Origin of the sequence: Nocardia wallacei (assembly GCF_014466955.1) — a bacterium.
Classification (GTDB): domain Bacteria; phylum Actinomycetota; class Actinomycetes; order Mycobacteriales; family Mycobacteriaceae; genus Nocardia; species Nocardia wallacei.
This window is the reverse complement of sequence record NZ_AP023396.1, coordinates 2,811,713-2,825,140: the sequence shown is the minus strand read 5'-3', so window position 1 is coordinate 2,825,140 and position 13,428 is coordinate 2,811,713. Positions and strand designations below refer to the sequence as shown.

The window sequence follows — 13,428 nt, the reverse complement described above, 5'->3', positions numbered from 1 at the left end:
GGAAGGAATGGGGCTTGAGTCGATTCAGCAGCATCGTTTGGGGGCACGCCGGCGAAACCGCCACGGTAGCCGTCGCGCCCGAGGCACTCACCGACTTGAATCTCGATCAGATCTTCGCCGCCGCCGGTGGCGAGTTGCACGCAGCGGTGCATCGGCGCCCGCTGTCCGACGTGTCCGTCGTGCGGTATCGCCACGAGGTGTTCGCCGATCTCGCGGACGACGCGATGCGCGCGGTGTTCGACGCCTTCGTCGCCGGAATGCGGTCGGTCCGCAAACATCTCGAGCGCGCCGGGGAAATGAAGAACGCCTGCCAGCGCGACCGCTGGCAGCTCGACGGCGAGGCGGTGTACGTCCGGACGCTCGAGGAGTTGCACAACGCGCTGCACGAGTTGCCCCTGCGTGCTACCGGCCTGCTGGAATGGCGTGCCTGGCTCGACGAGCACCTGAACGGCGCGGAGTTCCGCGAATTCGCGGACGACGGCGCGAACGTACGGAGTGCGCTGGAGTCGCTCCGCTACACCATTCATGTGCAGGGCCGTCAGGTCGTCGTCGGGTCCTACGCGGGCCAATCCGATTACAGCGAGGTGATCGCGAACGCGCTCGCCAGACTCCGCCCCGTGAACGACCCGCGTGGCCCCCGCGTCATCGATCCGTGGCCGGATATGAACGAGGTCGAGGAACAGATCCTCGCCACCGTCGCCGACCGTCACCCTCGGGAGTTCCGGCGACTGGCCCAGCACGCCCGGCAGTACCGCGAGGTGATCGATGCGACGGTGGCGCGATTCGACCTGGAATTGCGTTTCTACCTCGACTATCTGCGGTTCGTCCAGCGCTTGGAGCGGCACGGCGCCCGGTTCTGCTATCCGGAGGTGACGGCGGATTTCGCCGGAATGTTCGTCGAAGGCGGATACGACCTGGCGCTCGCCAACACCCTGGCCGCCGGAGACAAGACGGTGGTGACCAACGACTTCCGGCTCGACGGGGCGGAGCGGATGTTGGTGGTCACCGGCCCGAATCAGGGCGGCAAGAGCACCTTCGGCCGGATGTTCGGTCAGTTGACGTATCTTGCCGCCCTGGGCTGCCCGGTACCGGGCAGCCGGGCGCGGGTCATGCTGTCGGATGGGCTGTTCACACATTTCGTACGCGAGGACGACGCCAACGACCCGGACGGCGCCCTGGCTCAGGAACTGCTCCGCCTGCACGAAATCCTGAACCGGATCACGCCGCACAGTATCGTGATATTGAACGAAAGCCTGAGTACCACAACAGCCGCCGACGCGGCCCTGCTCGGCGGGGAGGTGGTGCGCCGCATTGTTTCCTCCGGCGCGGTGGCGGTGTTCGTGACATTCGTCGGAGAGCTCGCCGAATGGGGACCGGAGGTGGTGAGTATGGTCGCGGGCATCGAATCGGATGACGATCCGGTCCGGACATTCCGGATCGAGCGCCGCCCGCCCGACGGACTCACCTACGCGGCGGTGGTCGCGCAGCGACACGGGCTGACCTACGAGGCGATCCGGGAGCGGGTGCGATGATCACGGTCGGCCTACTGCAGCCACCGAGCGGCGCCGGACGCCTCGCCCGACACGGGACGGCCGTGGCCGGTGATCTCGGCTTGGACGAGCTGTACGCCGCCATGGCTCTCGGCGACAAGTTCATCGGGCAGGTGGTGAAAGCCGTTGTGCCCGCGAGCCTCACCGACGTGGACGTGATCCGCTACCGGCAGTCCGTGCTGGGCGACTTCCTCACCACGCCCGATATGCTGCACGACTTGTTCGCCCTCGCCACCGAGGCGGTCGCGGTGCGGCGCTGGGGCTCCGGGCGCGGCGGTACCCCCCGGGTGAAGCTCGGACTGGCGCGACAACCGCTCGAGGAATTGGCGGTGTATCTGCGTAAACTCCGGCAGACGTGTGAAAAGTACGCGGGCGCGTGCACTTCCGACGGGTTGACCCGGCTGTGCGCGGCGCTGACGGACCTGCTCGACGAACAATATCTGGTGACCCTCTCGGAGCACCTGGAGTCCCTGGACTTCGCCGACTACGGGATCATGTTCAGTGCGACACTCGGAGCAGGCAACAAGCCGTACCGTGTGATGCTGCACGAGCCGCCGAAAGAGGTCAAACGCACGTTGTTCGGTTCCCGCCGCGACGGCACGGCTTTCGAGGCGACCAGTGATTTCGAGCTGCCGAACGATCCATTGATGGCGGTCATCGAGCCGCCGCTCGACGCGGTCGCCGAAGTGGTGTCCCGCGCGACCGACAATGTCCAGGAGTTCTTCCGGTCGCTGCGTGCGGAGCTGGCGTTCTATCTCGGCTGCCTGAATCTGCACGATCGGCTGCTGCGGGCCGGTGTCCCGATCTGCTTTCCGGAGCCGACGGTCGGCGGCGGCCCGGTGCTGCGCGCGGAGGAACTGCGCGATACCTCGCTGTGCCTGTCATCGAATACCGTGGTGGGCAACAGCATCGACGCCGTCGGTCACACGCTGCTGGTGGTGACCGGAGCCAACAGCGGCGGCAAGTCGACGTTTCTGCGCAGCGTCGGCGTGGCCCAGCTGATGATGCAGGCCGGCATGTTCGTCACGGCCGGGGCGTTCACCGCCGACGTGCGCGAAGGCGTATTCACGCATTTCGTGCAGCCCGAGGACCCGAGCATGACCCACGGGCGGCTGGACGAGGAGCTCGCCCGCGTCAGGGAGATCACCGACGAGCTCCGCGCCGGCGCGATGGTGCTGTTCAACGAGCCGTTCGCGTCCACGAACGATCAGGAGGCCGGGGCCATCGCCGACCCGATCGTCACGGCGCTGCTGGATTCCGGGGTGAAGGTCCTCATCGTCACGCATCTCTACGATTTCGTGCGCCGTCGCTACGACGCCGGGTACCGTTCGGACATCTTCCTGCGCGCCGAGCGCGCGCCCGACGGCCGCCGTACCTACCGGCTGGCGGTGGGCGCACCGGAGGCGACCAGCCACGGCCAGGACATCTTCGCTCGCATCTTCGGTTATCGATTCGGAGTGACCGGCGAGAGTTGAGCTCGCGGGCACCGTGTTTCGCCGTTGCCGCCCCGGTGCGATCAGCTGCTCGGTCAGGGCGAGAATATCGCGGCGCAGCTGCGCGGGGTTGAGCTCCTGGTACCGCTGGGTGAGCGCGGCCTTGGCGTGCGGGGGAATGTTCGGGTTGTCGAGAAGCCGCTGATACGGGGTGCGGGCGGTGTCGTAGCGCCTGACCACCTTGGTCCCGACCCGGTGCTTGGCCACGAGCAGCTGGCGCGGCGAGAAGAAGTTTCGATGCAGCCGCAGCTTCGCGTGAATCTCGTTGCACAACAGCAGCTCTCGCTCGTTGGTGGGGCGTGGGAGCCGTGCCCGCGACAGCGGTGCGGCCGCGGCGCGTAACCGCTTGCGGTCGTCGGCGAGCCTGCGGTCGATGGTCGCGGCCGACAGCGCCGACAGTTGCGCCGCGGTCCGGTCATCGATGTCCAGCTCCCCGCAGTCGCGCAATCGCGCCACCGCCTCGGGCAGGAACGGCGCCATCCGCTTACCGGACGGGTTACCGAGCGCCAGCCACACCGTGCGCAATGCCTCGAACACCTCCGTGGAGTAGCTCGACGGACGGGCTCGTCGTTGCCGGGCAACGGCTTTCGGGTCCAGCGCGGCGCGCAATCGCTTGCGGGCGTGATCGCGGTGCCAGCCGGTGCGCAGGCACAGTTCGGTCAGGATCGCATTCTTCCGGTCCTTTCCCGCGTTCCGGTAGCGTAGTGCCAGCGCGCTCGTGACCATTTGCTGTCGATCCATTGTCCGGCACCGTCCCCTCAGCCGATAATAGGCTGTCACCTGCTGTGACGCTCCTCGGTCGGTTCGACGGGGACACGGCGGCGAGCCGTGGGTATCGCCATTGCCGAGCACGTGCACGCATTGGATTGCGATGTATCAATGTTGGCGTACCTGTCATTTGTAGCGCCGCTCGGCACGGCGGGCAACACCCGGGTGGCTGGGCCAGGATTGCGATAATGGTTCCCGGCACATCTGCTGCGCCGGTGCGGGCGGCCGAAATATCATCTCGGGACAACCCCTGTGCGACAACCTGATTGATGAGGGAAAATGGAAATGACCCGGCCGACATCGCAGGTCGATGCCGTACCCACCGCACGAACCGCCCGCGAGATTCTGCCGGTGCTGGGCAGTCTGCTGATCGCGCTGCTGCTGGCGATGCTGGACAACACCATCGTGGGTACGGCGCTGCCCACGATGGTGGGCGAACTCGGTGGAGCGCAACAACTCCTGTGGGTGGTGACCGGATATACGCTCACCTCCGGAATCTCGACGCTGATCCTGGGCAAGGCCGGTGATCTCCTCGGCCGCAAAGCCACCTTCCAGGCCTCGATCGTGCTGTTCCTGCTCGGCTCCGCGCTCAGCGGCGCGGCGCAGGACATGGTGCAGCTGGCACTGTTTCGTGGCGTTCAGGGCATCGGCGCCGGCGGCTTGGTCGCGGGTGCGATGGCTATCCTGGGCGAGTTCGTGCTGCCCGCCGAGCGCGCCAGGTACCAGGGACTGCTCATGGCGATCATGCCGATCTCGTTGCTCGGCGGCCCGCTGGTAGGGGGTTGGATCACCGACAATGCCTCGTGGCGCTGGGTGTTCCTCGTCAATCTGCCGCTCGGAGCCATCGTGCTGGTGACCGTCTGGCGGGCCGTGCACCTTCCGCCGCGGGAGCGGCCGAAGCTGGTGATCGACTGGTGGGGCGCCATATTGCTGACCATCTGGACCACCGCTCTGGTCTTGATCGGCAGCTGGGCGCATGCGCGCTACGCCTGGGATTCCTGGCAGATCCTCACGCTGGCAGCGGTATTCGTCGTCGTGCTCGCGGTGTACGTCCGGGTCGAACGGACGGCGGCCGAGCCGATCACGCCGCTGCACGTGCTGACCGGCCGGGATTTCGCACTGGCCAGCGTGCTCGCCTTCGTGTCGGGACTCGTCATGATCGCGGCGGCCGCCTTCATGGCGCCGTATCAGCAACTGGTGCAGGGGCTCTCCGCCACCAGCAGCGGCCTGCTCGCCCTGCCCATCATGGCGCCGGCCGTGATCGTCAGCGCCCTGCTGGGCCAGATCATCGCGCGCAACGGCCGGATACGGATCTATCCGATCGTCGGCATGGCCTGTGCGGCACTCGGCATGGTGCTGCTCGCCCTGATCGACGCGCACACCGGTCAGGCGGCGTTGATCATGCGAATGATCGTGCTGGGCATCGGTATCGGATTCACCCTGCAGGTGCCGACCCTGATCGCACAGAACAGTGTCGGCCTGCGGGACATGGGTGCGGCGATGGGAATGAGTACCTTCCTGCGCACGATGGGCATGTCGGTCGGCGCGGCGGTACTCGGCACGATCTACGCGTCGCGATTCACCGCCACCGCCGACGAGCACGGCGGCCTCGGCCCGGGAGTGCCCGCGGACGGCAACAATTTGACCCCCGAGCGAGTGCAGGCCCTCCCGGCGCAGGCGCAGGATGCGGTGCACGCCAGTGTGACGGCGGGCGTGCAGGGCGTCTTTTGGGCCGGGATGGGTTGTGCCCTGCTCGGTTTCGTCGCCTCGTGCCTGCTGCGAGATATCCGGCTGACCACCCGGTCGCAGCCGAAGGCGGCGAACTCCGGTCCGGCCGCGCCGCAGCCGGAAGAACCTCGGGCTTGACGGCAACCCTCGCGAGAAATGCGTACAACGCGGCGGGTGCATTGCGAAAGACATTGTGGCGCAGCATTGATGGACATCAAACAATGAGGTACCGTCAATGAATGCGGAATGCCGAGAATGTCGACGGCCCGTCCTTCGTTCGTGACGCCGAGGAGATCGGACTCCGCGGCGACAAGCTGAACCACGGCGACAAGCTGAACCGCGGCGTGAGCGAACCGTCGGTCGATCGGTGAGCGCGCCGAGGAGAATATGATGGCGTCGATCCTGGTCGAACTCGGACAGGATTTCCTGGCCGATCCGCACCGCGTCTACGAGCAGCTGCGACTGCGCGCCCCTGTGCATCATGTACGGCTGCCCAACGGCCAGACCGGTTGGCTCGTCACGGGCTACGACCTGGCCCGCAAGGTGCTCACCGACCGCCGGATCGGCAAGAACCTGGACCGCGCGCCGGCGGATCTCCGGCGCCGGGCCGACGGGTTCGCCGCGATCATGAGTCATCTGTCGAAACCGGGCGGCACCCGGGAGCGGGCACCGATCCGGCATATGCTCAATTCCGATCCGCCCGAGCACACCCGGCTGCGCAAGCTCGTGACCGGGGCGTTCAGCGCCGGTGCCGTCGAGGCGCTGCGCCCCGGAATCATCGCCCACGCCGAGGAACTGCTCGACGCGATGGCGGATCGACCGGTGGTCGACCTCATTGCCGGCTACGCCAGGCCGATTCCGCTGGCCGCGATGTGCGACCTGCTGGGAGTGCCGCCACGCGACCGCGATCGCTATCGGCAACTACTGCTCGACGCGATGCCCGGGCTGGAGTCGAGGAAGACGGTCCGCACGGTGACGCCCGAACAGGTCGCCGGCGCGGGTGCCTGTCTGGTGCGATTCCTCCGCGAACTCGTCGCCGCCCGCCGCCGGGGCCCCGGCATGGACCTGCTGTCGACACTCGTCGCAGCACGAGCCGAAGGCGGGCTGAGCGAGCACGAGCTGGTCGCGACCTTGTTCCTGCTGCAGATGGGCGGCCACGAGACGACCGCCAATCTCATCGGCACCGGTCTGTTCGCGATGTTGCGCGACCGCTCGCTGTTCGACGCGCTGCACACCACTCCGGAGCGAATTCCCGCCGCGGTCGAGGAATTCCTGCGCTGGGACGGTCCGTCCCATTTCACCACCGCGCGAGTCACTCTCGAACCGGTGCGCCTCGGCGGTGCCGAGATCGCGGCGGGCGAGCTGGTGTGGGTGTCGCTCACGGCGGCCAATCGCGACCCGGGGCGGTTCGACGCCCCGCACACGGTGACGAGCAGACCGAAGCCGATGGGCCACTTGGGTTTCGGCTACGGCGTGCATCGCTGCGTCGGTGCGCCGCTGGCCCGCCTGGTGGCGGTGACCGCCTTCGAGCGGATCCTGCGTCGGTATCCGGACCTGAGTCTCGCGGTCGATCCGGACGAGATCGTCTGGCGCGATTCGGCGTTCCGCGGCGTGTGGGAACTGCCCGCACGACCGGTCCCGCAGCCCTGATCCGACCGCCGCACGACGCCCCGCCGAAGGGATACCACGATGTCGCACTCCGAATTCCACGCCGATCTGTCGGAACTGGACCTGCCGGACGGCAGGCGGATCCTCGCGCCCGATCCGCTGTACGCGAAACTGTTGTGGCAGTCGGTATCCCAGGACCCTTTCTATGGAGCAGCGGCCGCCGACCTGTCCGCGGGGGATGTCGTACTCGACATCGGCGCCAATATAGGCCTCACCACACTCCGGTTCGTCGCCGCGACCCCGGGCATCCGGGCAATCGCGGCCGAGCCCGCACCGGTCAGCCACGCGGCCCTCCACGCCAATCTGGACCGGCACGCGCCGGGTTGCGCCGCGGTGCGCGCTGCCGTCGGGTCGGCTTGCGGGACAGCGGAATTGACCTATTACCCCCGGTCCCCCGCCAACTCGACGCTGCACCCCGACCTCGAGGATTCGGTGGAGGTCAGCCGGACCTACCTGCGCAACGCGGGTCTGTCCGAGTCCGCCCGGGCGCAGCGGGAGCCCGCCCTCGTCGCGAAGTTCCAGCACATCAGCCGGGCCGTCGTGCCGGTCACCACGGTGGACGAACTCGTGGCGCGATTCGATGTCGAGCGGGTGGCGCTGGTCAAGATCGACGTCGAACGCGCGGAACTGGAGGTGCTGGACGGGATCGGCGACGCCACGTGGCCGCGCATCGATCGGCTGGTCGTCGAGGTGCACGACCTGGACCACCGGGTGGATCGTGTCACGGAGCGGCTCGGCGGCCGCGGCTATCGGGTGGACGCCGCTCAGGATCCGAGTATGGCCGGAACCAACATCTACATGGTGAACGCGAGCCGTCGCTGACGATTTCCACTAACTGTTCGCGTAGTACTGCTTGCACTCGTTGTAGGTCGGCAGCACACCACGGTCGACGGCCTGTTCCAGGCTCATCGCGTGCGCCATCTCCGGCGACATGATCGGCGGTTCACTCAGCCCCCAGGGCAGATTCAGTTCCGTGTCCAGCGGGTGGATCGTGTAGGCCGCCTCCGGCACGTAGGTCGTCGAGCACAGATAACCCACGCAGGTGTCGTCGGTGAGCGCCAGGAACGCATGGCCCAGCCCGGCAGCGATGTACACGGCGATCCCGCCGGCGGCGTCGAGGATGTTCACGCTGTGGGACCCGAACGTGGGCGAGTCGACGCGCAGGTCCACGACGATGTCCAGCGCGCTGCCGCGCAGGCACATCACGAACTTCGCCTGGCCGGGCGGGATCTGGACACTGTGCAGGCCCCGCAGCGTGTTGCGGCGTGAGACGGAGAAATTCATCTGCGCGACTTCGAACCGGTGCCCCACCGCGTCGCCGAGTCGGCCGCTGCGTACTGCCTCGTAGAAGTATCCCCGCTCGTCAGCATGCTTCACGGGCGTGATCCGGTAGGAATCCGGAACATTCAGTTCCTCGATATTCATTCGACCGCTCCTTCGTGGTGACGTGTGCTCAATGGACGCGCCGCGCGGTGGTGGCGATGGCCTCGACCAGCTCGGCCTGCCGGACCAGCGCGGCCACGTCGGTGCCTCGCCCCGTTGCGACGGCCCGCGCGAATGCGACCAGACTGTTGCGGAATTGGGTATCCGGGCGCAGGCGGCGTTCCTCGACCACGCCCTGGCGACCGATCCGGACGATCGGCGCGAGGTCGTCCGGCGGGGTGAACGCCCGGTGGACGCTGATCCGCCCCCGCTCGCCCCACAGGGTGTACGCGCAGCGGTAGTCGTGCGCGAAGCCGAAGGTCAGTTGCGCGGTGACGCCGGTCGGCGACGCCAGCAGCGCACTGCCCGCGATGTCGACCCCGTGCTTCGGCGACATCCGCAACATCGCGCCGAGGAGTTCCAGCTGCGGGCCGAGGAACAGTTGCGCGGCGCGAATCGGGTAGACCCCGGCGTCGTACAGGGCCCCGCCCCGCAGCTCGGGCCGGTAGCGAATGTCGCCGTCCGGCAGCGGGGGAAAGCCGAAATCCGCGGTGAGGGCGCGCAATTCACCGATGACGCCGTCGGTGACCAGCTGCGTCACCGTGGCGTGCAGGCTGTGGTGCAGGAAGGTGAAGTTCTCGGCCAGCACCAGGTCCTGTTCGACGGCCGCCGATGCCGCCGCCCACGCTTCGGCTTTCGTTGTCGCCAACGGCTTTTCCACCAGAACGTGCAATCCCGCGTGCAGCGCGCGGCGCGTCCAGTGGGCGTGCAGGGAGGGCGGCAGCGGGATATAGACGGCGTCGATGTCGGTGCGAGCGAGTAGCGCGTCGTAGCCCGCCACGGGTTCGCCGCCGAACCGAGCCGAGAAGGTTTCGGCCTTGTCGAGATCGCGGCTGGCGAGGGCCACGAGGGACAGGTCGGGTACCTGCTCGAGTGCGGGCAGGGTCTTTCGGCGAGCCACGTCGGCACAGCCGAGCACACCCAGGCGAATCGTCATGTCTGCCGTCGTCTCCGTCGGGAAATCCTCCGGGCCGGATACCGGACCGGATCGACCCCTCCACTGTCCATCGTGGCAATCGAGCGGCACTGGAGCGGCGCTCCAGCGGGAGTCGAAACCAGCACGGCTCCAGGGTGATTCGAGTGCCGCGTGGCACGATGAGATCGACTCCCGCGCGTGGAGAGGAACGGACACCGGCATGCGAATTCTGTGCACGACATTTCCGTGGCCGTCCCACCATTTTCCGATGGTGCCGTTGGAATGGGCATGCCAGGCCGCGGGACATGAGGTCCTGGTGGCGAGCACGCCGAGCCTGACCGACGTGATTCTGCGGTCGGGCATGCCCGCGGTCGCGGTCGGCAAGGATGTCGAGATGGCTCCGGTCTCCCCCGCCCGCAGACGCACGGCGCGCCATTCCCAGCGGCAGTGGCCGGACAGGTGGCCGATGCATCCGGAGCTGCTCGACGACAGACAACGCGAATTGGTCGCGGCGGTGGGGCGCATCCACATCGGGATGGCCGAGGCCATGGTCGACGACCTCATCGAGGTCGCGCGCGGCTGGCGGCCGGACCTGATCCTGCACGACGCGTTGTCGTATGCCGGGGCGGTCACGGCGGCGGTGCTGGACGTGCCGAACGCGAGTTCCCTGTGGGGCGCACCCGGACCGCAGCGCGCCGAGATGCGCGACTTCCGCGCCGAGCCCCTGCCGGAATACGCCGACCTTTACGCCGCCCGTAACGTGTCGATCAGGAATATGCCGACGGCCTGGATCGATCCGTGCCCGCCCGCGATCCGCCTACCGATCGACGGACGATGCATGCCGGTGCGGTATGTCCCCTACAACGGACCGGGCGCCGTGCCCGACTGGCTGTTCGAGCAGGGCGCGCGGCCGCGGGTCTGCGTGACATGGGGCGCCACCGAGGCCAAGCTCGGTGCCGCGCCAACCGATCTCGTCCGCACGGTGCTGCGCGCGACCGCCGGACTCGACGTCGAGGTCGTACTCGCCACCACCGAGCAGATGCGCGACGAACTGGGAGAGTTGCCGGCAGGCGTGCGCGTCGCGATCGACCTGCCGTTGAAGTATCTGCTGCCCGGCTGCGCCGCGGTGGTGCACCATGGCGGCGCGGGAACCACCCTCACCGCCGGCATCAACGGCGTTCCGCAGCTGATCATTTCTACCAGGCCGGAGCCCGCGCTGATCGGATCCCGGTGGGCGGCCGCCGGTGCGGGTCGCCATCTCGTCGCCGCCGAGCTGTCCGCCGGGGAGCAGGCCACCGTCGACATACTCCGTGCGGAGCTCGCGCTGGTGTTGCACGAGTCGTCGTATCGGGAAGGCGCCGAGTCGGTCAAGGCCGGGATGCTGGCGACGCCGAGCCCGGCCGAGCTGGTCGGATCCCTCGAACAGCTGGTGTGACAACGCGATCGGGCCCGTCAGCTCGACATGTACTCCAGCCCGGAGTCGGCGAGCACGGCCTGATGTACGTGCCAGAGCATCTTCGACGGTTCCAGCCCGACCTCCTCGATCATCCGCGCGCGCAATCGCTGGAAGACCTCGAGCGCCTCCAGCCGCCTGCCGCTGCGGTAGAGCGCGATCATGAGATGACCGTGCAGCCGCTCGTTGAACAGATGCTCGCCGGTCAATTCGGAGAGCTCGCTGATCACCTCGCGGTGGCGGCCGAGCCGCAGGTCGGCATCGATGCGATCTTCCCAGGCGACCATTCTGGCCTCCTCGAGTCCGCGCACCTTCGGGCGTAGTACCTGGCCGATGGGAATATCCGCGAACGGGCGGCCGCGCCAGAGATCCGTTGCGTGGCGGAGCAGTTCGGCGGCCTCGGCGATCCGGCCCTCGGTCAGTGCGGCTCGCCCGCGCGCGGCCAGGTCGGTGAAGTCGTGCAGATCGAGCTGCCGCGAGCGCATCCGCAGGGTGTAGCCCACCGGTTCGGTGACGAGTAGCTCTTTCGTCACCACCGCGGCGTCGACCGCCAACGAGTTCGTGAAGAACTTCCGGAGGGTCAGGATATAGGTCTGGATGGTGGCGACCGAACTTTTCGGCGGCGTATCGCCCCACAGTTCGGCCGCCAGTTTGTCGACCGGGACCGGTCGATTCGGATTCATGATCAGCAGTGCGAGCAGTTGGCGCGGCTTGGCGGCGCGCAACATCGGGACGCGGTCACCCGCGGCGAATGTCATGGTCCCCAGGATGGAAATTCTCAGGCCGACCGGTCCGGCGGTGCGCGGCATCGCCGCTCACCACACCGAGTTCAAGCAGGCGATCAGGCTGCGCGCCTGCACGTTCAGGTAGTGGCCGTGCTCGAGCAGACCGGTGAGCTGACCGACCGTCATCCACAGATAATCGGGTGGCACGTCCAGGTCCTGGTCCACCTCGATGATGAGGTAGCGGTTCTGCGCCTGGAAGAAGCGGCCGCCCTCCTCGGACTGGATCGCGTCGTAACGTATCTGCCCCGGATCGGCCCCGATAACGTCGTCCAGAAACGGCGGCCGATACCGATCCGGCCAGTCGGCGTAGTTCTCCGGCGTGCATTGGACGGTCGGCGCCAATTCCACGATATCGAGGTATCCCGGCTCGATACGCGCGTGCACCAGGACATGCAGCGCGCCGGCGAACCCGCGGACCAGGAATGCGATCACACCGACGCCTACCGGAGCCAGGAACGGCTGCGTCCACTCACGTACCTCGCGTCGCGACGAACGCACCGCCGCGGCGATCACCGAGAAGTATTTCCCGCTCTCGTGCGCGATCTCGTACCCGGTGCGCCGCCATCCGTGGACCTCGCGCAACGGGGTGAGCTGGGCGGCAATCGAATTCCGGACCTTGATGTCGTTGAACCAGCGCATCACCTCGATCCTGGTATGCAAGGCGCCGGTGCGCGGCGAGAGGGAGCGGGCGACCGCCAGCCGGAAGTCGTCCTCGACCCGGCCCTCCAGGACTTCCGCACTCCGATCGAAGGGCATACACGCGAAAACGGTGCGCAGGTCCATATTCATCAGGTTGTCCACAGCGGCGATACGCCGCAGCAGACCGAGGGTGATCCAGCGATAACCGTGCCGCACCGGTACCGGTTCGGTGACCTCGACGACCATGTTGCGGTTGCGCTTTCGATAGAACCACGACCCTTGCTCGGACTGCAGCGCGTCCACCAGCACCCGCGCCCGCTCGGGAGCGGTGAAATATTCGAGGTACGGTACCGGCTGCCCGCCGTGTACCCGGGTGTAATTGCTCTGGGTAGCCTGGACCGTCGGAGACACCTGTACGACATTGATATTGCCCGGCTCGACCTTGGCCTGGACCAGACAATGCAGCACGCCGTCGAAATCGCGGACGACCAATCCGAGTATTCCGACCTCGGATTGATTGATGATCGGCTGCGTCCACTGCGGCACCGGCGGCTGTTCCGTGGTGACCCGCAAACCCTGGATGGTGAAGAAGCGACCGCTGTCGTGCCCCAGATTCCCGGTCTCGGTGTCGAACCTCCAATTCCGCATGTCGGCGAACGGCACGCGTTCGACCACGAGTTCGGTGTCGGCGCAGATCTCCTCCCACCAGCGCTCGAAGTCGCCGGCGGGCGCCGTAGCGGTCTCGGTGACCATTGCCGAGGCGGCCAGCAACGATCGATCGACAATGTCTCGGCTGGGTCTGGGTCGCCGGGCCCGAACAGTCTCGGACATTCCGCTTCCTCCTCGCTCGGGACCACCGTCGCTCGGAGTATCACATCGGCGCTCGAACCACACTAGAGCCGAACCACAGCCCCACGACAATGAAATGCCACCGGCGTCTGCCCCG

Annotated in this window: 11 protein-coding genes; 7 read left to right on the top strand and 4 right to left on the bottom strand. The window is 67.4% G+C overall.

Annotated elements, in window-relative coordinates; translation table 11 throughout:
- Positions 1 to 14: 14 nt before the first annotated feature.
- From NWFMUON74_RS12855 to NWFMUON74_RS12835, 6 genes are all read left to right on the top strand, one after another.
- On the top strand, positions 15 to 1,532 hold the full coding sequence (locus NWFMUON74_RS12855; protein WP_187688027.1) for a MutS-related protein: 1,518 nt from the start codon (positions 15 to 17) through the stop codon (positions 1,530 to 1,532).
- Complete coding sequence (locus NWFMUON74_RS12850) at positions 1,529 to 3,025, top strand: MutS-related protein (RefSeq protein ID WP_187688026.1); 1,497 nt, start codon at positions 1,529 to 1,531, stop codon at positions 3,023 to 3,025. The genes NWFMUON74_RS12855 and NWFMUON74_RS12850 overlap by 4 nt, the downstream gene beginning before the upstream one ends.
- A 1,071-nt stretch (positions 3,026 to 4,096) precedes the next feature.
- Positions 4,097 to 5,677, top strand: a complete 1,581-nt coding sequence (locus NWFMUON74_RS12845; protein ID WP_232110999.1) for an MDR family MFS transporter — start codon at positions 4,097 to 4,099, stop codon at positions 5,675 to 5,677.
- Between the two features lie 101 nt (positions 5,678 to 5,778).
- Positions 5,779 to 5,910, top strand: coding sequence for a hypothetical protein (locus NWFMUON74_RS36555; protein WP_269475335.1), 132 nt, complete (start codon positions 5,779 to 5,781; stop codon positions 5,908 to 5,910).
- A 19-nt stretch (positions 5,911 to 5,929) separates the two neighbouring features.
- The gene (locus tag NWFMUON74_RS12840; RefSeq protein WP_197987010.1) at positions 5,930 to 7,189 is read left to right on the top strand and encodes a cytochrome P450 family protein; all 1,260 of its coding nucleotides are present in this window, start codon (positions 5,930 to 5,932) and stop codon (positions 7,187 to 7,189) included.
- Between the two features lie 39 nt (positions 7,190 to 7,228).
- Positions 7,229 to 8,029 (top strand): FkbM family methyltransferase, encoded by an 801-nt coding sequence (locus NWFMUON74_RS12835; RefSeq protein ID WP_187688024.1) that lies wholly within the window; start codon positions 7,229 to 7,231, stop codon positions 8,027 to 8,029.
- Positions 8,030 to 8,038: 9 nt separating this feature from the next.
- On the opposite strand, the gene NWFMUON74_RS12830 is transcribed toward NWFMUON74_RS12835, so the two are convergent.
- Together NWFMUON74_RS12830 and NWFMUON74_RS12825 are read right to left on the bottom strand one after the other, a co-directional pair.
- The gene (locus NWFMUON74_RS12830) at positions 8,039 to 8,632 is read right to left on the bottom strand and encodes a dTDP-4-dehydrorhamnose 3,5-epimerase family protein (protein WP_187688023.1); all 594 of its coding nucleotides are present in this window, start codon (positions 8,630 to 8,632) and stop codon (positions 8,039 to 8,041) included.
- A gap of 28 nt (positions 8,633 to 8,660) precedes the next feature.
- Entirely contained in the window at positions 8,661 to 9,626 is a 966-nt protein-coding gene (locus NWFMUON74_RS12825; RefSeq protein WP_187688022.1) for a Gfo/Idh/MocA family protein, read from the bottom strand.
- A gap of 247 nt (positions 9,627 to 9,873) precedes the next feature.
- Here NWFMUON74_RS12825 and NWFMUON74_RS12820 point away from each other — a divergent pair, with 247 nt between their 5' ends.
- Positions 9,874 to 11,040, top strand: a complete 1,167-nt coding sequence (locus NWFMUON74_RS12820; protein ID WP_232110998.1) for a nucleotide disphospho-sugar-binding domain-containing protein — start codon at positions 9,874 to 9,876, stop codon at positions 11,038 to 11,040.
- 17 nt (positions 11,041 to 11,057) lie between these two features.
- Here NWFMUON74_RS12820 and NWFMUON74_RS12815 read toward each other — a convergent pair whose 3' ends face one another.
- Together NWFMUON74_RS12815 and NWFMUON74_RS12810 are read right to left on the bottom strand one after the other, a co-directional pair.
- Entirely contained in the window at positions 11,058 to 11,816 is a 759-nt protein-coding gene (locus NWFMUON74_RS12815; RefSeq protein WP_187688020.1) for an AfsR/SARP family transcriptional regulator, read from the bottom strand.
- Positions 11,817 to 11,873: 57 nt separating this feature from the next.
- Positions 11,874 to 13,313 carry an NDP-hexose 2,3-dehydratase family protein gene (locus tag NWFMUON74_RS12810; protein WP_187688019.1) on the bottom strand — a complete coding sequence of 480 codons (1,440 nt, stop codon included), beginning with the start codon at positions 13,311 to 13,313 and terminating at the stop codon, positions 11,874 to 11,876.
- Positions 13,314 to 13,428 lie beyond the last annotated feature (115 nt).